Raw genomic sequence first — 21,842 nt, 5'->3', positions numbered from 1 at the left:
GCAACGTCGCCCCACCGGAGGTTCCAGGGACACGCAAATGCGTCACCCCTTGCCCCCGGATCGATCGGCCCGAGGCAGGAGATCCGCCGCATGCAGCGGCAGGTCACGCCATGACAGCCACGCAGCAGAGAATGGGCAGGGCGATGCCATCTCAGGATCCTAGCCAGGAGGAGGATATCATGCCGACAGCTTCCCAATCCCGGAAACCCGCATCAGGCCGCTCGTCTTCATCGGATCGCATGGCACCGAAAGGCCCCTGGGGGCTTTCCCTCGGCGCCTATGAGGACATGCTCGAGGGTCAGGCTTTCTCGGCCGCCCAGAAGTTCCAGTCCCTGACCACCGACACCATGCGCCAGTGCTTCGAGCGCCAGGCCGAATTCGCCATGACCCGCTGGAAGGAAGATCTGGAGCTCGTCGCCGCCATCACCGAGTGCCGCGATCCGAAGGATGCCGCCTCGACGATGCAGGACTTCTACGCCCGGATGGTCGATGCCTACCGGGACCATTTCTCGGCCCAGTCGGACCTGCTCCAGACCTGCTTCACCGAAGGTCTCTCGGCAGCCGAAGAGCTGCGCGAAACCGCCACCGACATCACCCGTGCGGCCGCCGAAACCGCAAGCTCGGCCGCCAATGACGCAGGCAAGCCGAAGGCGGCCTGAGACACTCACGGTCACACCCTGCGACACCATGAAAATGGCCCGAACTCGACAGGAGGACGGGCCTTTTTTTGTGAGATGCCGCCAGATACGGGAGGTATCTATCGCGCGGCGTGTCAGTTCTGATCGTCCGGCAGCACGGGGATCGGCACCAGCGACACCCCCTCCTCGATCAGCTCGCGCGCATCCTCGAGGCTCGTTTCCCCATGAATGGTGCGCGCTTCGGCCTCGCCGTAATGGATCCGCCGGGCTTCCTCGGCGAAGTCGGTGCCGACATAATCGGAATTCTCCAGCAACTTGGTCCGCAGCGCCCGCACCCCTTCCACGAGGGCGGCGATCCGGGGATCCTGCGTCATCAGACTGGCACTGGCAGCGGCCGGGGCGGGTTGCGGCACAGGCACCTTGGCAGGGGCCTGCACCTGAGCAGGGGTCGTGTCTTCGGGGGCGCCGGCGCCTTGCAGCGCAGCCATCTCCCGGGCAACCTGTTCCTGCTTGCGGCTTGTGGAGACCGAGGGAGCCATGAGCCCCTTTCCCACCGTAGCCGAGCCGCACTGCGGACAGGTCACCAGCTTCCGCCGGGACTGGGTGTCGAAATCTTCCGAATTGCGGAACCAGGCCTCGAAATCGTGAGACTGGTCACAAACCAGACGATAGCGGATCAAGCCAGGGTCTCCTCCAGCGCAGGTTCCGAACCGGCCTGCGTCCGGCACACCGCGAAGCTGCGCTCGTTGGCGATGGCAGGGATCCGCTGCCGGGCCTTGATCACTTCCTGCGGGTCGATCTCGGCAAGAGCCACGCCCGGCGCATCGGAATTCACTTCGGCAATCACCTTGCCCCAGGGATCGACAATCAGGCTGTGGCCGTAGGTCTCGCGTCCGTCCTCATGCACGCCGCCCTGTGCGGCCGAAACCACATAGGCGCCATTCTCGATGGCCCGGGCCCGCTGCAGCACATGCCAGTGCGCCTCGCCGGTCTGACGGGTGAAGGCAGCCGGCATGGTCAGCATCCCTGCGCCTTCCCGCGCCTGGGTGCGGAAGATCGCCGGGAACCGCACGTCATAACAGACGGCCATGCCCATCTTCAGCCAGGGAAGCTCGGCAATCATCGTCTGCTGGCCCGGCTCGTAGGTGGCGGATTCGCGCCAGCTCTCGCCATTGGGCAGGTCCACGTCGAACATGTGGATCTTGTCGTAGCGCGCGGCGACGGATCCGGCCGGATCGATCAGGAACGCCCGGTTGGCGACCTTGCCGCCCTCCAGCAGGATGGCAAGCGACCCGGCATGGATCCACACGCCCAGATCTGCGGCCAGGGCGCGGAAACGGGCCAGCGTCGCGTCCTGGGCCTCCGGAACGATCCGCTCCATGAGCTCCTCGCGGCTGCGGACCAGGACGTTGGTCATCTCCGGGGTCTGGATGAAATGCGCCCCGGCGGAGGCCGCCTCCCGAATGAGGCCCTCCGCCTGGGCGATGTTGTCGGCAACGGTCTTGCCACTGCGCATCTGGACGCAGGCGGCCGTGAATATGCTCATGGATCTTCTCCTGCCTTGCGGCCCTGATGGCGCGTGGACGGACGCTCAGCCCGCCAGAAGCCGGTCGAGCTTGCCCGCCCGGTCGAGATCATGCAGATCGTCACAGCCACCCACATGGGTGGAGCCGATGAAGATCTGCGGGAACGTGCTGCGCCCGTTCGCCTTCTGGATCATTTCCTTCTTGAGGCCCTGATCGAAGGTGGCATCATGCTCGGTGTATTTCACGCCCTTCTTGTCCAGAAGGCGCTTTGCAGCTGTGCAGAACCCGCACAGCTGCCGGGTGTAGATGGTTACGTTGGCCATTTGGCTCCTCGTCGATTTCTCGGCTCCGATAAGCCCCTCATGGCTGCTTATATGGTCTCGACCAGCATTTGAGCAAGCAAGCTCGCGATCAAACCGTCCGTGAGCACAAGGGCTTGGCACAGTCCGAAGACAGGTCTTCGCGCTTTGCCGCCTCAGAGGTCGAAATCGGTGTCCTCATCCGCCTCACCCGGCACCGCCATGGCGAAGGTCAGCACGTCGACCCGCCCCGCCCCGGCCTTCAGCAGCGCCCGGGCGCAAGCCGAGACGGTGGCCCCGGTCGTCAGCACGTCGTCGATCAGGACCACCGGCCGTCCAGCAAGCAACCCCATGCGATCTTCCGGCACCCGGAACGCATTGCGCACGTTGAGATGCCGCGCCCTGGCCTGCAACCCCACCTGCTGGCGCGTGGCCTTCGTCCGCACAAGGGTGCCCGCGTCCCACGCAGTGTCCGTCATCCGGGCCAGATGACGGGCAAGGTCCGCCGACTGGTTGAACCGCCGTCCTATGCGCCGGAGCGAATGCAGGGGCACGGGCACGAAAAGGGTCTCGGGCGCAAGGAGCTCCGCCGCCGGACGCATCATCAGCCGGGCCATGACCGGCGCCAGCTCGCGGCGTCGCGAGAACTTGAGACCGGTCACCAGATCCCGCGCCGGCCCGCTGTAGAGCACCGCCGCCCGGGCCCGGCCGAAAGCAGGCGGATCGCTGAGCGCGCGGGCGCTCACGCTTCCCTCCCCCAGATCATGGGTGAAGGGCGTACCATAGACCGCGCAAAAGGGGGGCGTGATGAAGCGCAGGCCCGTCCAGCACCCGCCGCACAGTCCGTCGGCGCGGGCCGTTGGCGTATCGCAGGTCAGGCAGCGGGGCGGCAGCAGAAGGTCGAGCCCGACACGCGTGAAGTCGGACAGCAGGCGGCGCGTCTGCCCCCAGCCCCAGCCTGCCCTGATCCCGTCCCCGGCCGGATCGTCCACCTGTTCCTGCCTCCCTGATGATGAGGAAAAGCGTATCACGCTTTGACCTGCACGACACGACGCGCCATATCTGCGCCGTCAACACGCCTGCCCCCTCGCAGCAACACCGGAACCGCCTGCCCATGTCCCAGCCCCTTCCCTTTGACCGTGCGCTTCTGGCCCGTCGCCGGGCCCGTGCGCTGGAGGCGAATGTCGCCGGAGCGGATTTTCTGGTGCGCCTCGCGGCAGAGGACCTGGACGAGCGTCTCGCCGCCCTCAGCCGGCGCTTCGGTCTGGCCGTCGACCTCTCCGCCCAGGGCGGACTTGCGGCGCAGGCCCTGCAGCGATCGGGCAAGGTGGACCGGATCCTGCGCGGCGATCCCCTTGTGGCCGATCCGCGCGGCGGCGTGCCGGCCGCCGATTTCGTCTTTGACGACGCCATTCCTCCCCTGGCCGACGGATCGGTCGATCTCGTCACCTCCCTTCTTTCCCTGCATTTCGTCAACGATCTGCCGGGCGCGCTGGTGCAGATCCGCCGGGCGCTGAAGCCGGACGGCCTGTTCCTCGGCGCCCTGATCGGCGGCGACAGCCTGCACGAGTTGCGCGAGGTGATGATGCAGGCGGAGATCGAAACGTCGGATGGCGCCAGCCCGAGGGTACTTCCCTTTGCCGATGTGCGGGACCTGGGGGGACTGCTGCAACGGGCGGGTTTCGCCCTTCCGGTCACCGATCTCGACCGGCTGACCGTGCGCTACGACAGTCTCTTCGCGCTGCTGCGCGACCTGCGGGCCATGGGCGCCACGTCGATCCTGACGGACCGCAGCCGCCGTCCCCTGACGCGCCGTGTGTTCCAGCGCGCCGCCGAGCTCTATGCCGAGCGGCATGCGGATCCGGATGGACGCATCCGCGCCACCTTCACCCTCGTCTCCCTCTCGGGCTGGGCCCCGCATGAAAGCCAGCAGAAGCCGCTGAAGCCCGGCTCGGCCAGGATGCGCCTGGCGGATGCCCTCGCACCGCTGGAAAAGCCCTCGGGCTGAGACCGGCCACCCTCCGAAAAGAAGAAAGGCGACCCGAAGGTCGCCTGAGGGATCGTCGCGGGGGGACGAGAAAAAAAAGATCAGTTTCCGGTGCTGGCGGCCTGCTGCAGACCGGCAGAGGCTTCGGCGAAGTAGCCGTCGCGCAGGGTCTCGCCAATGGAAAGAAGGGTTGCCACGATGGCAATCGCCATGAGCAGGACGATCACGCCATATTCGATGGCGACGGCCCCGCGTTCGTCACGGCCAAAATCGCGTACCAGGGAAACGGAGCGGCGCAGGAAGGAAAACGGCTTTGCTGCAGTCCTGAACATGTCCTGGGCTCCCGGATCCGGCGAGGGTTGAACGTCAGCCCACCAGGTCCATCAGGAACGGGATCAGGGGCTCGTCGGCCGCCGGCATGGGATAGTCCCTCAACCGGACCGGACGCACCCATTTCAGAGCCTGTCCTTCCCGACCGGTCGGTGTGCCTTCCCAGCGGCGACACACGAATAAAGGCATCAGAAGATGAAAATCTTCATAAGCGTGGCTGGCGAAGGTCAGCGGAGCGAGACACGCTTCCTTAACCGTAAGGCCCAGCTCCTCGCGCAATTCGCGGATGAGACTTTCCTCGGGGCGCTCGCCGGTCTCGACCTTGCCGCCGGGAAACTCCCACAAACCCGCCATCGACTTGCCTTCCGGCCGCTGCGCCAGAAGGACACGGCCATCCGCGTCGATCAGCGCGCAGGCCACCACAAGAACGATCCGGCTCATGGATGCTGCCCCGTAATCTGACAGGCCCCGAAGAAAGGGTTTACCAACCTGCCCAAAATTGTTTTCAAATTCTTCGAAAGCAAGACGGACCCGGTCGCCTGACGCTCCGGGTCCGCAACATCATCAGCTGCGATAGTCGCCGTTGATCGCCACATATTCCTTGGTCAGGTCACAGGTCCAGACCCGCGCCGTCCCCTCGCCGAGACCCAGCTCGACGCGAATGACGATCTCGTCTTTCTTCATCACCGCGCTTGCGGCGTCTTCGGAATAGTCCGGATCGCGTTCGCCATCCACGGCCACGCGCACGTCGCCGAACCAGATCGCCAGCCGGTCGCGGTCTGCCGGCTCCCCGGCCTTGCCGACGGCCATGACGACACGGCCCCAGTTGGCGTCTTCACCGGCCGCTGCGGTCTTCACCAGCGGAGAATTGGCAATCGACATGGCGATCGTGCGGGCAGAGGCATCGCTGGTCGCGCCCTCCACCTGCACTTCGATGAACTTGCGGGCGCCCTCGCCGTCGCGCACGACCTGCTGTGCCAGGTTCTGCATCAGGTCACCGAGCGCGGCCTTCAGCACCGGAACGCGCGGATCGTCCAGCGCGGTCACCGGCGCGACGCCACGGGCCGTGGCGGCACCGGTCGCGAACAGGAGCACCGTGTCGGAGGTGGAGGTGTCGCTGTCCACCGTGACCGAGTTGAAGCTGCCGTCGGTCTCGCCCGAGAGCAGCGCCTGCAGCACCTTGGCGTCGATCGCCGCATCGGTGAACAGGAAGGAGAGCATGGTCGCCATGTCAGGCGCGATCATGCCCGCACCCTTGGCCATGCCGTTGAAGGTCACGCTCTGGTCGTCCAGCTCCACGGTCACCGTGGCGATCTTCGGATAGGTATCGGTGGTCATGATGGCCTTGGCGGCCTCAAGCCAGGTGGCCTGCTGCTCCAGGGCGGCAAGCCCTGCAATCACGCCTTCGAACTTTTCAGCCGGCAGCGGCTCGCCGATCACGCCGGTGGAGGCGAGGAAGACCTCGTCCTCGGCGCAGCCCAGAGCCTTGGAGGCGATTTCCGCCGAAAGCTTCACGGCGGCCTTGCCCTTCTTGCCCGTGAAGGCGTTGGCATTGCCGGAGTTGACCATCAGGCCGCGCGCGGTTCCGCGCGCCAGGATGGAGCGGCACCAGTCAACCGGGGCCGACGGGCACTTGGAGCGGGTGAAGACACCGGCAACCGTCGTTCCTTCCGCCAGTTTCGCCAGCAGCACGTCGGTGCGGCCCTTGTACTTGATCCCCGCCTGAGCGGTGGCAAAGGCGACGCCTTCGATCTCCGGCATATCCGGATAGGAGGTCGGCGCGAGAGGAGAGACGGCGGTGGACATGGGTTTTTCCATCCAAGCAATGACAGACGAAGGGAGGCTTGCCTGAACCGGCGGGTCCGCGCAAGTCCTCAGGGCGAGGCGGAGCCGCAATCCGTCGTTCCACATGTGGATCAGACACAAGATTGCCCCGCCTGATGGCATGAACCCCGAAACCGTCGCCGGCTCCGGGGTTCATCTCTTCATGATAGGCTCGGGCGCGCCCGAACCGAACCGCAGAGCGGGCTTACTGGGCCTTGGCCGGAGCTTCGGCGGCAGCGGCAGCTTCGGCAGCCGCCTTCAGCTGCTCGTCGAGGATCTCGACGGTGGTCTCACCCTTCAGCTTGTCCATCTCGGCCTTGTAGGCATCGCGCAGCAGCGGCTGGCGCAGCTGGTCGGCAACCTGCTCGAGGCTCGGCTTCTCCTGGCGGCGCTTGTCTTCCACCAGAATGACGTGCCAGCCGAACTGGGTCTGCACCGGTTCCTTGGTATAGGTGCCGGTTTCGAGGGCAAAGGCTGCTTCCTCGAAGGGCTTCACCATCTGGCCGGCGGCGAAATAGCCGAGATCCCCGCCATTCGGCGCGGAGGGGCCGGTGGACTTGGTCTTGGCCAGCTCGGCGAAGTCGGCACCGCCATCCAGTTCCTCGATGATGGCCTTGGCCTCGGCCTCTTCCTTCACGAGGATATGACGGGCATGCACTTCTTCCGGACCTTCATAGTCGGCGAACTGCTTGTCATAGGCGGCCTGGATCTGCTCTTCGCTGATGGCGCCGTCGATCTTCTGGGCCACAAAGGCACCGCGCAGGGCGCGGGTCTTCAGAAAGTCCATCTGGCGCTGGAAGTCCGGATCCTGATCGAGCTTCGCGTCTTCGGCGGCCTTGGCCAGAAGCTTCATGTCGATGAGGATATCGAGCAGAATCTGGCGCCACTGGGCCGGCGGGAAGCGCTGCAGGTCCGGGCCGATTTCCTGGGCGGCGAACGCGAGATCGGCCTCGGTGATCGAGGCCTCGCCCACCTTGGCCACCACATCGTCCGGCTCGGCCGCATGAGCGGCGCTCAGGGCCGTGGAAAGCCCGAGCGTGAGGGCGACGGCGGGTGCGACCAGGGCGCGAAGCGGCCGGCGCAGGGAAAAGTGATTCATTTGCGGTCCTTAATGTCTACCTGGACTGAAATTTCGCAGAGCCCCCGGAAGGAGCGCAGCTACTTTGCCGAAAGCTGCGGCGTTGACAAGCATAGGACCCCCTCTTATCTGTCGAGCGTCCTCTTTTTAAGGAAGAGGATCTGCACCTTCAGCCGGGTCCAGGCTGTCTGCCTCAGGCGGCGTCGGACCTTGGACAGCAATTGAGACGATTTCATGGGCAGGCGCCGGGCGACTGTGCGCCGCCCACTACAGGAAGGACCGCCACATGGCCGGCCTCGGCGCTTTAGCACGTAAGATTTTCGGGTCGGCCAACGACCGCAAGGTGAAGGCATTCAGGGCAACGGTGGAAGCCGTCAACGCGCTCGAACCAGACTTCGTGAAGCTGACCGACGACCAGCTCAAGGCCAAGACGGACGAATTCCGCCAGAAGCTGGCGGCAGGTGCAAGCCTCGACGACATTCTGGTTCCCGCCTTCGCCACCGTGCGCGAAGCCTCCCGCCGCGTTCTGGGTCAGCGTCACTATGACGTGCAGCTCATCGGTGGTCTGGTGCTGAATTCCGGCCAGATCGCCGAGATGCGCACCGGTGAAGGCAAGACCCTGGTTGCCACCGCGCCGGTCTATCTGAATGCCCTGTCCGGCAAGGGCGTGCATGTGGTCACCGTCAACGACTATCTGGCCAGCCGCGACAGCGACTGGATGGGTCGCGTCTATCGTTTCCTCGGCCTGACCACCGGCTGCATCACCCACGGCCTCTCCGACGAGCAGCGCCGCGATGCCTATGCCGCCGACGTCACCTACGGCACGAACAACGAATTCGGCTTCGACTACCTTCGCGACAACATGAAGCATGACCGCGCCGCCATGGTGCAGCGTCCGCATCATTTCGCCATCGTCGACGAAGTGGACAGCATTCTCGTCGACGAAGCGCGCACGCCGCTCATCATCTCCGGCCCGCTGGAAGATCGCTCCGAGTTCTACAACACGATCGATGCCTTCATTCCGCGCCTGACCGAAGACGACTACGAGCTCGACGAGAAGCAGCGCTCGACCTCCTTCACCGAAGCCGGCAACGAGAAGCTGGAAGGTCTGCTGGCGGAAGCCGGCCTGCTCAAGGGCACCTCGCTCTATGACGTGGAAAACGTCGCGGTGGTTCACCACCTGCAGCAGGCCCTGAAGGCCCACAAGCTGTTCCAGCGCGACAAGGACTACATCGTCCGCAACGGCGAAGTGGTCATCATCGACGAATTTACCGGCCGCATGATGCCGGGCCGTCGGTTCTCCGAGGGCCTGCACCAGGCGCTCGAAGCTCGCGAAAAGGTCCGCATCCAGCCGGAAAACCAGACGCTGGCCTCCATCACCTTCCAGAACTACTTCCGCATGTACGAGAAGCTGGCCGGGATGACCGGGACCGCCTCGACCGAAGCGGACGAGTTCGTCGACATCTACGGTCTGGAAGTGGTCGAGATCCCGACGAACCTGCCGGTGAAGCGCATCGACGAGGACGACGAGGTCTACCGGACCGTTCAGGAAAAGTTCAACGCCATCGTCAAGCTGATCGACGAGTGCAAGGAACGCGGTCAGCCGATCCTGGTCGGCACCACCTCGATCGAGAAGTCCGAATTCCTGGCCGGCCTGCTCCAGCAACACGGCTACAAGCCGGTCGACCTCTCCGACCCCAAGGCCTTCGTCGAAGCCCAGCAGAAGGACGGCGGCAAGGCCAAGGTCTTCACCGTTCTGAACGCCCGCTACCACGAGCAGGAAGCGCTGATCATCTCCCAGGCCGGTCTGCCCGGCGCGGTGACCATCGCGACCAACATGGCCGGCCGCGGCACCGACATCCAGCTGGGCGGCAACGCGGAAATGCGCTTCGCCATCGAGCTGGCCGACATGCCGGAAGGAGCGGAACGCACCGCCCGCGAGGCTGCCATTCGCGCCGAGATCGAAGAGCTGAAGCAGAAGGCGCTTGCCGCAGGCGGCCTCTGCGTCGTCGGCACCGAGCGCCATGAAAGCCGCCGCATCGACAACCAGCTGCGTGGCCGTTCCGGCCGTCAGGGCGACCCCGGGCTTTCCAAGTTCTTCCTGTCCCTGCAGGACGACCTGATGCGCATCTTCGGCTCCGAACGCATGGACGGTATGCTGCGCAAGCTCGGTCTGGAAGAGGGCGAGGCCATCGTCCACCCCTGGATCAACAAGGCCCTCGAGAAGGCCCAGCAGAAGGTCGAAGCCCGCAACTTCGACATCCGCAAGAACCTGCTCAAGTTCGACGACGTGATGAACGACCAGCGCAAGGTGGTCTTCGAGCAGCGTCTCGACCTGATGGACGCCTCCCACATCCAGGAAGCCGTGGCCGACATGCGCCACGACGTGATCGAGGATCTCGTGTCCCGTCACATTCCCGAGCGCGCCTATCCGGAACAGTGGGACACTGAAGGCCTGCAGCTGGAAGTCCGCACCATTCTCAACCTCGATCTTCCGGTCAAGGAATGGGCTGCCGAGGAAGGCATCGCCGACGAAGAGGTGAAGGACCGCCTGCGCAAGGCCGCCGACAACGTGATGGCCGCCAAGGCTGCCCGCTATTCCCCGGACATCATGCGTCAGGTGGAAAAGGCGATCCTGCTTCAGGTCCTCGACGGCCTGTGGCGCGAGCACCTGGCCAACCTCGACCACCTGCGCTCGGTGGTCGGCTTCCGCGGCTACGCCCAGCGCGACCCGCTGCAGGAATACAAGACCGAAGCCTTCACCCTGTTCGAGACCATGCTCGCCCAGCTGCGCCAGATCACCACGGCCCAGCTGATGCGCGTGGAATTGGTTCAGGAACAGGCGCCGCCCGCGCCCACCCTGCCGGAAATGCACGCCCATCACATCGACGCCACCACGGGCGAAGACGAGATGGCCGATCCGGTCGATCCGGAAAACCCGGAAACCTGGGGCAAGGTCAGCCGCAACGACCCCTGCCCCTGCGGCTCGGGCAAGAAGTTCAAGCACTGCCACGGCGCGCTTGTCTGATCCGGATCATCCGCTGATCCAGCAATGAATGCCAAAAGGCCAGCCTCCGGGCTGGCCTTTTTCATGCGGATACGGCACGGTTCGCCCAGATATTTCGAGACCCTGATGCCTGACGAAACCTCTTCCTCCCTCTACACCGCCCGGCGCAAGGCCGACCGACCCGACCGGCCGAGCCTGACCGTCCTGGTGCCCTGCTTCAACGAGGAAGCGGTCCTTGGCGAGTTCATTTCCCGCACCCGACCGGTTCTCGAGGCAAGCCGGCTGACCTGCGACTATCTCTTCATCGATGACGGCAGCACGGACGCGACCGCCCCCATCATCGCCCGGGCGCTGGACGAGGGCCTGCCCGGCCGCCTCATCGGCCTCACCCGGAATTTCGGCAAGGAAGCCGCCCTGTCTGCCGGGCTGGACCATGTGGACGCGGATCTGGTCCTCATCATCGACGCGGACCTGCAGGATCCGCCCGAGCTGATCCCGGAAATGGTCGCCGGCTGGCGTGCGGGCTATGATGTGGTCTACGGCCTGCGGATCGACCGTTCCTCCGACACGCTGGTCAAGCGCGGCACCGCCGGGCTCTTCTACCGCCTGTTCAAGCGCCTCTCGCCCATCGACATGCCCGCCAATGCCGGCGACTTCCGCCTCATCGACCGGTCCGTGGTGGAAGACCTGAAACGTCTGCCCGAGCGCAACCGCTTCATGAAGGGTCTCTTCGCCTGGGTCGGCCACCCCGCCATGGCACTGCCTTACGAGCGACCCTCGCGCGCTGCGGGCCGCACGAAGTTCAACTACTGGAAGCTCTGGAACTTCGCCATCGACGGGCTGACCGGCTTCACCACCATGCCCCTGCGCGTCTGGTTCTATGGCGGCGCGCTGATCGCCCTTCTGGCCTTTCTCTACGCGCTCTATCTCGTGGTGCGCGTCATGGTCTTCGGCATCGACCTTCCGGGCTATGCCTCACTCATGGTCGGCCTGCTGTTCTTCTCCGGCGTACAGCTGCTCTCCATCGGCATGATCGGCGAGTATGTCGCCCGCCTCTTCGCAGAGGCCAAGCAGCGCCCGGTCTATCTGGTGCAGGAGATCATCGGCGGCCGCGCCGACCGCACCACTTCGCAGGACATGCCGCCGGAGACCCCCGCGCCGTGACGGTCCGCAGCGAACAGGCCGGCCCGGCTCCGGGCAAGCGCGAGAGGTTGCAACGGGAAGCCCGGTCGGCCGGACGCTTCGCTCTCGTCGGCGCGGCGGCAACCGCCACCCACGCATTGGTCGCCATGACGGCCCTGCGCGGCCTCGGGCTGCAACCCCATCTCGCCAATGTCTGCGGCTTCCTGATCGCCTTCGCCGTCTCCTTCTATGGTCACCACGTCTGGAGCTTTGCCCACACCCGTGAGGCCGGGTCTGCAGGTCGCCGCATGCTGCGCTTCCTTTTCGTGGCGCTTGCGGGATTTGCGCTCAATTCCGGGGTGCTGACCGGGTGGCTTTCCCTGACCGACTGGCCGGAGAGCCTAGGCCTGCTGATTTCCATCGCCGTCGTCCCGGCAGCGAGCTTCCTGCTCGCCCGTTTCTGGGCCTTCCGGCCAGCCCGCACGCCCCGCCCGGGCACCGTCACCCGCCACAAGCGAGAGGCAGAATGACCCCCGCGTCCCGCCACGCCCCGCTCTATCTCGTCCTCACGTGCCTGTTGTGGGCCCTGGTGCCGAGCCTGACCTTCCCGAACCCGCCGCTGGATGTGATGGAGGGCTTCGCCTGGGGCCGGGAGCTGGCGCTCGGCTACACCAAGCATCCGCCTCTGCCGTCCTGGGCGCTGGAAGCCGTGTTCCGGCTGACCGGCGGGCACGTCTTCGGCGCCTACTGGCTGTCCGCGCTCTGCCTCGGACTGGGATACCTGTGCCTCTGGCCGCTCGGGCGCCGGCTGGGCCTCACGCGGGAGCAGGTCGCCTGGGGGCTTCTCCTCTCCAGCGTGACCTTCTACTTCACCCTGCCCCTGCCCGAGTTCAATCACAACATCGCGCAGATCCCCGTCTGGGCCGGGATGATGCTGGTCTCTCACAAGGCCCTGGAGAGCGGACGCCTGCGCCACTGGCTCCTTCTGGGCCTGATAGCCGCGCTCGGCCTTTACACCAAGTATTTCGTGGCCCTGCTGATCGGCAGCATCGGCCTCTATTGCCTGGTCTTTGCCGACGCCCGCCGTCACCTCAGGACCCCGGGCCCTTATCTCGCCGCCGCTGTCTGCATCGCCCTGCTCGTTCCCCATCTGCTCTGGCTGGTCGAGACCGATGGCCTGACCCTGCGCTATGCGGCGAGCCGCAGCCACGGCGCCAGCACCTGGCTGGGCCATGTGATCAATCCGCTCAATTTCCTGCTGGCGCAGATCGGCAATCACGCCGGACTGTTCCTCGTGCTTCTGGCAGGCTCCAGCGCCGCGCTCTGGGCACGCCTGCGCGGCCAGAGGACGGCAGCAGCCGCCCCGCTTGCCGCGTCCGCTCCGTCCACCGCAGCCGTTGACCGGCGTTTCCTTCTCTGGTTCGCCCTGCTGCCGCTCGGGGTCGTGCTGCTCGCCTCGGCTGTGACGGGAAACGAGTTCGAGCACATGTGGGGCACACCCCTGTTCCTGCTCTCCGGCTTCGTCGCTGTCGTGCTGGTTCACCTGCCGCGCCCGGAGTTCCGGCAATCCCGGGCGCTTGCGGCCGTGTTGCTGCTTCAGGGCGTGTTCCTCGCCATCACCCTGGGCCAGGCGCTGCTCGAACCCCAGTGGAAGACGAAGCACACCCGCATCCACTATCCCGGCCGCGAGGTCGCGCTTGCCCTCTCGGAGACCTGGCGGGTGGCAACGGGCCAGCCGATCGCCTATGTGGCCGGTGACATGTGGTCCGCTGCCCCGGTGACCGTCTTTGCCCCCGAACGCCCCCACATGCTCTATGAGCACGATCTCGACGCCTCGCCCTGGATCGATCCGCAGGATCTGCAGGACAAGGGCGTGCTGCTGGTCTGGCGTGGCAGCGAGACCCCGCCCCCGGGACTTATTGCGCTTTACCCCGGACTGAAGCCCGACAGCAGCCGCAGCTTCCCCTTCCACGGCGGCGGAAGCATCCCTCCGGTCTCCGTGTTCTGGGCCATCATCCCGCCCGGGGCGGTGAACCTGGGACACTAGCGACAGGTCAGCCTCTCCTCCGTCATGCCGTGAACCCTCGGCACAAACAGCGTGTCGGGCTGGAGCCGCCCATGAAAAAGGGCCGGAAGATGCTCCGGCCCTGATAACGCACTCGAGATCGAGGATCCCTCAGAGGACCTTGACCACGGTCCCCACGGACACCTGCTCGTAGAGATGCTCCACATCCTCATTGAACATGCGGATGCAGCCGGAGGACACGGCGTGACCGATGCTCCAGTCCTCGTTGGTGCCATGGATGCGATAGATCGTGTTGCCCAGGTAGAGGGCGCGCGCACCCAGCGGGTTCTGCGGTCCACCCGGCATGTGCGCCGGCAGCTTGCGGCCCTTCTGGCGCTCGCGGGCGATCATTTCCGGGGGCGGGGTCCAGCCCGGCCACTTGGCCATGCGGGTGATCTTCTGGCTGCCCTTCCAGGTGAAGCCGTCGCGGCCGACGCCAATGCCGTAGCGCATGGCCTTGCCGTGACCCATGACGTGGTAGAGATAGCGGGCCTTCGTGTCGACGACGATGGTCCCCGGCGCTTCGCTGCCGCTGTAGGACACGACCTTGCGGCGATATTCCCGCTTGGCCAGCTTGCCGGCCTGTTCCGGGCTCGGGCGATAGGTCACCCATTCGCCGGTGTTGGGGTCGTAAAACTTGTAGTCGGCCTGGGCCGTAAGACAACTTGCCGATAGGAGAAGAACCAACGCACCAAATAGCGTTCGAAGCATGATGAAGTCCCTGGCTGGATCTGACGGGGGTCAACGGCGAGACTGCCGTTGCTGTCCCCCTGACGGAAGAATGCTTCCTGTCTGGCAGTCTTTGGTTAAAGTCTGGTAACACATCAGGAATGACTGACGAAGCATTGAGCCGTTTACGCTGAAGTGCAACAGATTTGAGACACGCCCCATGACCGCTTCCCCTGACAATGTCCTGGACCTGCCCGCCTGCCTGCCCCTGCACGAGGTGACAGGCCCCGCCGAATCACCCTTGCATCCGGTGGTCCTGCTGCATGGCTTCGGCGGGGACCGTCAGGGCTGGGGGAACATCCAGACCGCCCTTGCCCCGCGCCGGCGCTCCATTGCCTTCGACCTGCCCGGTCACGGACAGGCTCTGGGCTGGCCCGGCACCGGCAAGTCGGGCACGGCGGCACGCGCCATCCTCCGCTCCCTCGATCATCTGGACATCGATCAGGTTCATCTGGTCGGTCATTCCATGGGCGGCGCCATCGCCAGCCTTCTGGCTCTGAAAGCCCCCGAGCGCGTGGCGAGCCTCACCCTTCTGGCGCCCGGCGGCTTCGGACCCGAAATCAACCACCGGCTCCTGCGCCGCTATGCGGCGTCCCGTGACCCGCTCGAGATGGAGATGCTGCTCGAGCAGTTCTTCGGCTGGGGCTTCCGCCTGCCCAAGTTCCTCGCCCGCACTGCGGCCCAGATGCGGGATCGGCCCGATGCCATCGAGACCCTGAACTCGATCATCGAAACCTTCATGGACGGCGACGAGCAGAAGTGTCTCGAAACCTGGCGCCTGGCGGACCTTGCCTGCCCCATCAAGGTGATCTGGGGATCCCAGGACCGGGTCCTGCCCACCCGGCAGGCGCACAAGCTGCCCGGCATGATCGCGGCCCACATCTTCGAGCGGGTCGGCCACATGCCCCATCTCGAGATCCCCAAGGAGGTCGTCCGGCTGATCCTGCAGAACGCCGGCGACCGCTGACGACGCGGCCTCCAGACACCCGACCTTTTTGCCCCCGCCTTCGATGTCACGCCCGCTGACCCAGCGGGCGACAGGCTTCCCGCGCCCACAGCGTCACATTGCATCACAGAATGCGTGCCCGCATATTGTGCTTGCTCAAATAATCAGCCCTAATGCGTGAGTTAACAGACTCTAACCGATCCGGATCCCAGTGGGGGCTTTCCAGCGACAAGAAATCCGGACGAAGGAGAACCGCATGACACGCAGCACTTCCGGGCTGGGGACGCCCGCACAGCTGAAGGATCCGAACTACACGCCGCCCATCGCCAAGGCGATCCCGCTCGGCATCCAGCACGTGCTGGCCATGTTCGTCAGCAACGTCACTCCGGCGATCATCATCGCAGGCGCCGCCGGTTTCGGCTTCGGCTCCAACTCCCCCGACTTCCCGCAGCTGATCTACATGATCCAGATGTCCATGCTGTTTGCCGGCGTGGCCACCCTGTTCCAGACCATCGGCTTCGGCCCGGTGGGCGCGCGCCTGCCCATCGTTCAGGGAACGAGCTTCGCCTTCATCCCGGTCATGGTGCCCATCGTCGCGGGCAAGGGCGTTGAGGCCATGGCCCCGCTCATGGGCGGCGTGATGATCGGCGGCCTGTTCCACGCCTGCCTCGCCCCCTTCATCGGCAAGATCCGCTTTGCCCTGCCGCCGCTGGTGACCGGTCTGGTGGTCACGATGATCGGTCTCGCCCTGGTCAAGGTCGGTATCCAGTATGCCGCCGGCGGCGTTCCGGCCATCGGCACGCCGGAATATGGCAGCCTGCAGAACTGGACCGTGGCCCTCACCGTGATTGTCGTGACCCTCGGCCTGAAGTTCTTTGCCCGGGGCATGCTGTCCGTCTCCGCCGTGCTCATCGGCCTGGTTGCCGGTTACATCGTGGCGGCCGCCTTCGGCATGGTCAGCTTCGGTAATGTGGGCCGCGCCGCGCCCTTCGCCCTGCCCACGCCCTTCCACTTCGGCTTCGAGTTTTCTGCTGCTGCCGTCGTCGGCTGCTGCCTGATGGGCATCATTTCCGCCATTGAGACTGTCGGCGACGTTTCCGGCATCACCAAGGGCGGCGCCGACCGCGAGGCGACCGACAAGGAAATCTCCGGCGCCACCTATGCGGACGGCCTCGGCACGGCAATCGCCGGGCTCTTCGGCGCCCTGCCCAACACGTCCTTCTCCCAGAACGTCGGCCTCATCGCCATGACCGGCGTCATGAGCCGCCACGTGGTGACCCTCGGCGCGATCTTCCTGATCCTCGCCGGCTTCGTGCCGAAAGTGGGCGCCATCGTCTCCACCGTCCCGATCGAGGTGCTCGGCGGCGGCGTCATCGTCATGTTCGGCATGGTCGTCGCCGCAGGCGTCGCCATGCTCTCGGACGTGAACTGGACCCGGCGCAACATGGTGATCTTCGCCGTCTCCCTGTCGGTCGGCCTCGGCCTGCAGCTCGAGCCGGGCGCTCTCCAGCACCTGCCGGAAACCATGAAGGTTCTCCTGTCCTCCGGTCTCCTTCCCTCGGCCTTCCTGGCCGTCGTGCTCAACCTGATCCTCCCGGAAGAGCTGACGGCAGAGTCGACGGAAGAGATTTCCGGCGGCATGGGCAGCGCCAAGCACCCGGCCGAGTGACGCCTCGACCCACGTGAACGCTGATGGAACGCCGGATCAAAAGATCCGGCGTTTTTTTACGAAACGGGGACAAAGAACATTTGCCTTCCACGCACATGATGACCTAGCGGTAGATAAACCACTACGTCAGGGACAACTCATGCACGACACCACCGCCGCCGGACTGCCGGATGCCATCGTCATAGCCGTGTCCCACTACAAGCCCGCTGACCTTGCGATCTGGTTCAACTCCCTCAAGGCAACAGGCTTCGACGGCCGGGTCTTTGCGATCTGCTATGATGTCAGCGAAGAGCTGGTGGGCTACCTGAAGGGCGAAGGCGCCACGGTTTTCACCTTCGACCATCAGCCGGAAAAGAAGCGCTACACCTATTCCCAGCTGGCCGAGGAACTCGAGGACCACACGGACGGAAAGAAGCTGCGTGTCGACGTCCGCTGGACATGGACACGACGCATCCTGCGTTTCAACGACAAGATCCACGACCGGCGCTTCTTCCACGCAAGCCAGCTTCTGCGGCAGCATTGCGAGAAGACTGGCGAGCAATTCCGGTTCCTGGCCTTCTCCGACGCGAGAGACGTCGCCTTTCAGGCCAATCCCTTCGACTGGGTCTCCCGCAATCTGGAGGAGGACAAGGACATCCTCGTGGCCGTGGAGGGGGTGGACCACCGGGACGAATGGAACCGGCGCATGATGATCAAGGCCTTCGGCAAGCATGCGCTCGACCGGGTCAGGAATGCGCCGGTCGTCTGCTGCGGCTTCTTCGCGGGACGCTTCGGCCCCATGCTCGATTTCATGCTGGCCAACTACTACATCGACCAGAACAAGCGCATCGGGGATCAGGTTGCCATGAACCAGCTTCTCAGCTTCGACGCCTGGCGTCGCCAGACCAGGTTCGTCGACTGGACGACCCCCTGGGCGCTGCATGCCTGCACGACCCTGACACCGAGCACCAGCGCAGGCTTCTATGCGGATCCGCAGACCCTTCCGGTCGTGGAGGACGGGATCGTGAAGACCCGAAGCGGCGAGCCCTTTGCCGTCATCCACCACGTGGACCGGCACCCCGAGCTGATGGCCAGCCTCACCGCACGCTTCGGCACGCCGTGACATGACAATCCGGCCCCGCCAGAGCGAGGCCGGAGGATGGCGTCAGGCGTCTGGTGTCAGGCGTCCGGCAGCAAGTCGTCCCGCCAGGTCTCACCGATGACGCGGCGCGCCATCATGTGCGAGCGCGGGGCGTTGACGCTGTCGACCGCGATGAGCTGGTTGTTCTTGAGATAAGCCACATAGAACTTGTCAGAAGAGGGATCCCCGACGGTCTTGGTGTCGTCATAGCCCTCGGAGAGGCCCGCGATCTGCAGCTTGACCGCATACTGATCCGACCAGAACCAGGGCAGCGGGTCATAGTCCACATCCTGCCCGAGAATGGACTGGGCAACCGCCTTGGCCTGGTCGATGGCATTCTGCACGCTTTCCATGCGCACCGAGCGGTCATAGCGTGCCGAATGGAAGCGGGTGCAGTCGCCGCAGGCATAGATGGCCTCGTCAGAGGTCTGCCCCCCGCCGTCCACCAGGATCCCGTTGTCCACGTCGAGCCCCGCCTCGCGCGCAAGCTCGTCATTCGGCAGCGCGCCGATGGCCACGAGCACCACATCCGCCGGGACGGTTTCCCCGTCACGCAGCAGCACGCCCGTCACCTTGCCATCCTGCCCCTCGATGGACAGGACACCGGTGCCGACGCGCAGCCTCACCCCGTTGCGGGCATGGAGATCGGAATAATAGGCGGAAAGTGCGGGCGACACGACCCGCTTCAGCGGCCGATCCTCGGCTTCCAGCACGGTCACGTCGAGGCCGCTCAGGCGTGCGACAGCAGCCACTTCCAGCCCGATATAGCCCGCTCCGATGATCACCAGATTGCGTGCCGTGGCAAAGCGAGCCCGGATATCATTCACATCCGCGATGCTGCGCAGGGAGACCACCCCATCCAGATCCGCCCCCGGCAGGGGCAGCGGTCGTGCCCGGGTGCCGGTTGCCAGAACCAGCGTGCCGTAATCCATCGTGTCGCCATTGGCGAGCGACAGACGCTTGGCCGCAGGGTCAATCCGCGTGACCAGCGTGCCGGGAATGAAGTCGATCATCTGCGCGTCGTAGAACGCAGGCGGGCGCAGGAAGAGACCATCCTCGGCCATTTCGCCGAGCAGGAATTTCTTCGACAGCGGCGGCCGCTGATACGGCACATGCGGCTCGTCACCGATCAGCCGGATCGGCCCGTCAAAGCCACCCTGGCGCAGCGACTGGGCCACCTGGGCCCCCGCCTGACCACCACCAACGATAACAACTGCTTTTCCCATGGTGCCCCCCATCTGGATTTAGCCCGCAATTGCCTAGCACTCTGCTGTTGCGAGCGCCAGAGACGAAGCGGGCGCCGCATGCGAATCATGCGGCGCCCTGTTTTCCATAATGAATCGCGCGAAAATCAGGCCGCGCGCACCCCGTCGAGGAAGGTTGCGATCTCGCTGCGGATCAAGCCCGCCTGATCGCTGAGCATGCTGGCCAGCCGCTCCACTTCCGCGCCCGTCGCCCGGGCGTGGCGGGTTGCCTCGCCAACCGCGTTCATGCGCGTGGCCCCTTCGTTCGACCGGTCGGAGGCATCCGTCACGTTGCGCGAGATGGACTGAACGGCCGCATCCTGCTGCACGACGGCGCTGGCAACGCTTGCGGCAAGCCCTTCCATCTGGCGGATGATCGCATCCACCTGCTCGATGGCCTGAGACGCCTGGCTCGAGGAGCCCTGGATCGCGGCCACCTGATTGGCGATGTCTTCGGTGGCCTTGGAGGTCTGGTCGGCCAGCTGCTTCACTTCCGCCGCAACGACGGCAAAGCCCTTGCCCGCTTCGCCGGCACGCGCCGCCTCGATCGTGGCATTCAGCGCCAGCAGGTTGGTCTGGTCGGCAATGTCGCGAATGAGTTTCATCACCTCGCCGATCCGATCCGCCGCGCGGGCCAGCTCGGCCATGGTGCGCGAAGTTTCGCCCGCACTCTCCACCGCCTGCTTGGCAACTTCCGTCGACTTGTTGGCCTGATGGGCGATCTCGTTGATGGACGCCACGAGCTCTTCGGTCGCCGAGGCGGCCGAATTGACGTTCTCCGCCGCGGTCATCACCGCCGCGCTCGCCTGCTCCGCCTGCTCGGTCATGTCATCGGCTGCCGCATCCACCGCAACGGAGGTCTGGGTCAATTCGCCGGTGGCCCGGTCCAGGCTGGCAAGAGCCTGGTTCACGGTTCCCTCGAAATTACCGATCAGGGTTTCCAGCCGGGCGACACGGGCATCCCGCTCGCGGTTTTCCTCTTCCGAGGCGGCTGCGAGCCGCTGACGCTCGATTGCATTGTCCCGGAACACGGCAACCGCATCCACCATGGTGGTGATCTCGGTGCGGCCGACGGTTTGGGGCAGACGCACATCCGTTTCACCGGCAGCAAGGGTCTTCATCGCCGCGCTCAGGTTGGTCAGAGGACCGGCGATAGACCGGCCGACGAAGACCGCGAGCGCCGGCAGACCGATCAGCATGGACAGCAGCACGACCGACAGCACGGACGTCGACAGGGTGCGCACCCGGGCGAGATCGGCTTCCGCCTCGGTCACGCCTTGCGTCGCCGCTGCATTCAGGGTCGCCACCTGCGGCGGCACCAGATCGAAGAGGTTTTCCAGGAGCTCGACCGAGCGGGCCTTTTCGACCAGCTTTTCCGTGTAGCTGTTGAAGGCAGCGCGATACTCGGTGATCCGCCCCTCGATGTCGGCCTTCACCTCGTTGGGCAGATAGGCCTTCTTGATCAGTCGCTCATAACGTCCGTAGGCAACTTCGAAATTGCCGAGCGCCAGATCGTTATGGTCGATGATGTATTCCTTTTCCGCCAGCTGAATGAAGGCCACCGCGCGCGCCAGCTTCTCGAAGTCAGGGCCGCCGCCGAAGTTCATTTCCTTGGCGATGCGCTTGCTTGCTTCCGTTGCCGTCGACCCCATGATCGCCCGCAGTCCGGTGGTGCTGTCGAAGCCGATCGCGGATTGGGTCTCGTTCAGGGTCGAGAACGCGTTCCCCACGCCTTCGAGCGTCTCCTTCACGTCGGCGATTTCCGCTGACACACCGCCCGCCAGGGGATGGGCGGCAATTTCCGACAGGACCCCAAGCGCCTCGTCCAGCGACGCCTTGAACGCGTCGTGGGCCCGCTGGGTCGGAACGGCAAGATATCCCTTTTCCTGCACATGCATGGAATTGGTCATCTGCTGCAGGGCGGCAACCTTCTGGACCAGATCCAGGCTCGCACGCTGCTCACGGAAAGCCTGATCAACGACCGTCTGGCTCCACCAGAAGACGGAACCGATAACCACCAGTCCACCGGCGGTCAGAATGCTGAGGGAGAGAATTCGCGTCTTGACCGAGAGACGGCCGAGCGAGGGGAAGCGGAGTTGCATCGTGGTGCCAGACCTTTTAGCCCAATGTTCTTCCCCTATGGTGACCGCAAGAAGTTAAGGAAAGTTCGAGCGGACAAGCACTTGCCATTGTAAGAATGCACGAATATTCAGCATGCTGAACAAGAACACATCACCTTCCTGCCACCAGTAACGGAA

The 21,842-nt window shown here is 65.0% G+C and carries 20 protein-coding genes; 9 read left to right on the top strand and 11 right to left on the bottom strand.

Annotated features, from left to right (window positions below; genetic code table 11):
* Positions 1-239 precede the first annotated feature (239 nt).
* Positions 240-659: a phasin family protein gene (locus FR728_RS17965; RefSeq protein WP_188318948.1), complete on the top strand. Its 420-nt coding sequence runs from the start codon at positions 240-242 to the stop codon at positions 657-659.
* A 113-nt stretch (positions 660-772) separates the two neighbouring features.
* On the opposite strand, the gene FR728_RS17960 is transcribed toward FR728_RS17965, so the two are convergent.
* From FR728_RS17960 to FR728_RS17945, 4 genes are all read right to left on the bottom strand, one after another.
* Complete coding sequence (locus FR728_RS17960) at positions 773-1,318, bottom strand: DUF1178 family protein (protein WP_149894134.1); 546 nt, start codon at positions 1,316-1,318, stop codon at positions 773-775.
* Positions 1,315-2,184 (bottom strand): carbon-nitrogen hydrolase family protein, encoded by an 870-nt coding sequence (locus tag FR728_RS17955; protein WP_149894133.1) that lies wholly within the window; start codon positions 2,182-2,184, stop codon positions 1,315-1,317. The genes FR728_RS17960 and FR728_RS17955 overlap by 4 nt, the downstream gene beginning before the upstream one ends.
* 45 nt (positions 2,185-2,229) lie before the next feature.
* On the bottom strand, positions 2,230-2,487 hold the full coding sequence (gene grxC / locus FR728_RS17950; protein ID WP_149894132.1) for a glutaredoxin 3: 258 nt from the start codon (positions 2,485-2,487) through the stop codon (positions 2,230-2,232).
* Between the two features lie 152 nt (positions 2,488-2,639).
* Positions 2,640-3,455 (bottom strand): ComF family protein, encoded by an 816-nt coding sequence (locus tag FR728_RS17945; RefSeq protein WP_208998904.1) that lies wholly within the window; start codon positions 3,453-3,455, stop codon positions 2,640-2,642.
* A gap of 122 nt (positions 3,456-3,577) precedes the next feature.
* Between FR728_RS17945 and FR728_RS17940 the strand changes: the two genes are divergently transcribed.
* A complete protein-coding gene (locus FR728_RS17940) occupies positions 3,578-4,471 on the top strand; it encodes a methyltransferase domain-containing protein (RefSeq protein ID WP_149894131.1) in 894 nt (297 codons plus the stop codon).
* An 80-nt stretch (positions 4,472-4,551) separates the two neighbouring features.
* On the opposite strand, the gene FR728_RS17935 is transcribed toward FR728_RS17940, so the two are convergent.
* From FR728_RS17935 to FR728_RS17920, 4 genes are all read right to left on the bottom strand, one after another.
* Positions 4,552-4,782 (bottom strand): Flp family type IVb pilin, encoded by a 231-nt coding sequence (locus FR728_RS17935; protein ID WP_149894130.1) that lies wholly within the window; start codon positions 4,780-4,782, stop codon positions 4,552-4,554.
* Positions 4,783-4,816: 34 nt separating this feature from the next.
* On the bottom strand, positions 4,817-5,221 hold the full coding sequence (locus FR728_RS17930) for a (deoxy)nucleoside triphosphate pyrophosphohydrolase (RefSeq protein WP_149894129.1): 405 nt from the start codon (positions 5,219-5,221) through the stop codon (positions 4,817-4,819).
* Positions 5,222-5,344: 123 nt separating this feature from the next.
* On the bottom strand, positions 5,345-6,586 hold the full coding sequence (argJ, locus tag FR728_RS17925) for a bifunctional glutamate N-acetyltransferase/amino-acid acetyltransferase ArgJ (protein ID WP_149894128.1): 1,242 nt from the start codon (positions 6,584-6,586) through the stop codon (positions 5,345-5,347).
* Between the two features lie 223 nt (positions 6,587-6,809).
* Positions 6,810-7,703 (bottom strand): peptidylprolyl isomerase, encoded by an 894-nt coding sequence (locus FR728_RS17920; RefSeq protein WP_149894127.1) that lies wholly within the window; start codon positions 7,701-7,703, stop codon positions 6,810-6,812.
* A gap of 265 nt (positions 7,704-7,968) precedes the next feature.
* On the opposite strand from FR728_RS17920, the gene secA reads away from it, so the two are divergent.
* From secA to FR728_RS17900, 4 genes are all read left to right on the top strand, one after another.
* A complete protein-coding gene (secA, locus tag FR728_RS17915; protein WP_149894125.1) occupies positions 7,969-10,710 on the top strand; it encodes a preprotein translocase subunit SecA in 2,742 nt (913 codons plus the stop codon).
* Positions 10,711-10,815: 105 nt separating this feature from the next.
* Positions 10,816-11,853: a glycosyltransferase family 2 protein gene (locus FR728_RS17910; protein ID WP_149894124.1), complete on the top strand. Its 1,038-nt coding sequence runs from the start codon at positions 10,816-10,818 to the stop codon at positions 11,851-11,853.
* The gene (locus FR728_RS17905) at positions 11,850-12,341 is read left to right on the top strand and encodes a GtrA family protein (protein ID WP_149894122.1); all 492 of its coding nucleotides are present in this window, start codon (positions 11,850-11,852) and stop codon (positions 12,339-12,341) included. Before FR728_RS17910 ends, FR728_RS17905 begins: the two co-directional genes overlap by 4 nt.
* A complete protein-coding gene (locus FR728_RS17900) occupies positions 12,338-13,858 on the top strand; it encodes a glycosyltransferase family 39 protein (RefSeq protein ID WP_149894121.1) in 1,521 nt (506 codons plus the stop codon). The genes FR728_RS17905 and FR728_RS17900 overlap by 4 nt, the downstream gene beginning before the upstream one ends.
* A 129-nt stretch (positions 13,859-13,987) precedes the next feature.
* On the opposite strand, the gene FR728_RS17895 is transcribed toward FR728_RS17900, so the two are convergent.
* Positions 13,988-14,587: a L,D-transpeptidase gene (locus FR728_RS17895; RefSeq protein ID WP_149894119.1), complete on the bottom strand. Its 600-nt coding sequence runs from the start codon at positions 14,585-14,587 to the stop codon at positions 13,988-13,990.
* A gap of 178 nt (positions 14,588-14,765) precedes the next feature.
* Between FR728_RS17895 and FR728_RS17890 the strand changes: the two genes are divergently transcribed.
* The 3 genes from FR728_RS17890 to FR728_RS17880 all read left to right on the top strand — a co-directional run bounded on the left by FR728_RS17890 (position 14,766) and on the right by FR728_RS17880 (position 18,322).
* On the top strand, positions 14,766-15,572 hold the full coding sequence (locus FR728_RS17890; protein WP_149894118.1) for an alpha/beta fold hydrolase: 807 nt from the start codon (positions 14,766-14,768) through the stop codon (positions 15,570-15,572).
* A 235-nt stretch (positions 15,573-15,807) separates the two neighbouring features.
* Positions 15,808-17,220, top strand: a complete 1,413-nt coding sequence (locus FR728_RS17885; protein ID WP_149894116.1) for a uracil-xanthine permease family protein — start codon at positions 15,808-15,810, stop codon at positions 17,218-17,220.
* A 139-nt stretch (positions 17,221-17,359) separates the two neighbouring features.
* Positions 17,360-18,322, top strand: coding sequence for a hypothetical protein (locus FR728_RS17880; RefSeq protein ID WP_149894115.1), 963 nt, complete (start codon positions 17,360-17,362; stop codon positions 18,320-18,322).
* A 56-nt stretch (positions 18,323-18,378) separates the two neighbouring features.
* Here the strand turns inward: FR728_RS17880 and FR728_RS17875 are convergent, their stop codons facing one another.
* The gene (locus tag FR728_RS17875; RefSeq protein ID WP_149894114.1) at positions 18,379-19,566 is read right to left on the bottom strand and encodes an NAD(P)/FAD-dependent oxidoreductase; all 1,188 of its coding nucleotides are present in this window, start codon (positions 19,564-19,566) and stop codon (positions 18,379-18,381) included.
* Positions 19,567-19,691: 125 nt separating this feature from the next.
* On the bottom strand, positions 19,692-21,686 hold the full coding sequence (locus FR728_RS17870; RefSeq protein ID WP_149894113.1) for a methyl-accepting chemotaxis protein: 1,995 nt from the start codon (positions 21,684-21,686) through the stop codon (positions 19,692-19,694).
* Positions 21,687-21,842 lie beyond the last annotated feature (156 nt).

It is taken from the genome of Roseibium aestuarii, from assembly GCF_008477545.1.
Taxonomy (GTDB): domain Bacteria; phylum Pseudomonadota; class Alphaproteobacteria; order Rhizobiales; family Stappiaceae; genus Roseibium; species Roseibium aestuarii.
The sequence above is the reverse complement of the archived record's forward strand: the minus strand, read 5'-3'. Positions and strand labels throughout refer to the sequence as shown.

What these genes read in the sequence shown, in the direction of transcription:
- argJ (WP_149894128.1), bottom strand. Translation starts at nt 6,586, where the DNA reads ATGTCCACCGCCGTCTCTCCTCTCGCGCCGACCTCCTATCCGGATATG.
- FR728_RS17890 (WP_149894118.1), top strand. Translation starts at nt 14,766, where the DNA reads ATGACCGCTTCCCCTGACAATGTCCTGGACCTGCCCGCCTGCCTGCCC.
- FR728_RS17885 (WP_149894116.1), top strand. Translation starts at nt 15,808, where the DNA reads ATGACACGCAGCACTTCCGGGCTGGGGACGCCCGCACAGCTGAAGGAT.
- FR728_RS17910 (WP_149894124.1), top strand. Translation starts at nt 10,816, where the DNA reads ATGCCTGACGAAACCTCTTCCTCCCTCTACACCGCCCGGCGCAAGGCC.
- FR728_RS17920 (WP_149894127.1), bottom strand. Translation starts at nt 7,703, where the DNA reads ATGAATCACTTTTCCCTGCGCCGGCCGCTTCGCGCCCTGGTCGCACCC.
- FR728_RS17955 (WP_149894133.1), bottom strand. Translation starts at nt 2,184, where the DNA reads ATGAGCATATTCACGGCCGCCTGCGTCCAGATGCGCAGTGGCAAGACC.
- secA (WP_149894125.1), top strand. Translation starts at nt 7,969, where the DNA reads ATGGCCGGCCTCGGCGCTTTAGCACGTAAGATTTTCGGGTCGGCCAAC.
- FR728_RS17895 (WP_149894119.1), bottom strand. Translation starts at nt 14,587, where the DNA reads ATGCTTCGAACGCTATTTGGTGCGTTGGTTCTTCTCCTATCGGCAAGT.
- FR728_RS17940 (WP_149894131.1), top strand. Translation starts at nt 3,578, where the DNA reads ATGTCCCAGCCCCTTCCCTTTGACCGTGCGCTTCTGGCCCGTCGCCGG.
- FR728_RS17935 (WP_149894130.1), bottom strand. Translation starts at nt 4,782, where the DNA reads ATGTTCAGGACTGCAGCAAAGCCGTTTTCCTTCCTGCGCCGCTCCGTT.
- grxC (WP_149894132.1), bottom strand. Translation starts at nt 2,487, where the DNA reads ATGGCCAACGTAACCATCTACACCCGGCAGCTGTGCGGGTTCTGCACA.
- FR728_RS17875 (WP_149894114.1), bottom strand. Translation starts at nt 19,566, where the DNA reads ATGGGAAAAGCAGTTGTTATCGTTGGTGGTGGTCAGGCGGGGGCCCAG.
- FR728_RS17900 (WP_149894121.1), top strand. Translation starts at nt 12,338, where the DNA reads ATGACCCCCGCGTCCCGCCACGCCCCGCTCTATCTCGTCCTCACGTGC.
- FR728_RS17870 (WP_149894113.1), bottom strand. Translation starts at nt 21,686, where the DNA reads ATGCAACTCCGCTTCCCCTCGCTCGGCCGTCTCTCGGTCAAGACGCGA.
- FR728_RS17965 (WP_188318948.1), top strand. Translation starts at nt 240, where the DNA reads ATGGCACCGAAAGGCCCCTGGGGGCTTTCCCTCGGCGCCTATGAGGAC.
- FR728_RS17930 (WP_149894129.1), bottom strand. Translation starts at nt 5,221, where the DNA reads ATGAGCCGGATCGTTCTTGTGGTGGCCTGCGCGCTGATCGACGCGGAT.
- FR728_RS17880 (WP_149894115.1), top strand. Translation starts at nt 17,360, where the DNA reads ATGCACGACACCACCGCCGCCGGACTGCCGGATGCCATCGTCATAGCC.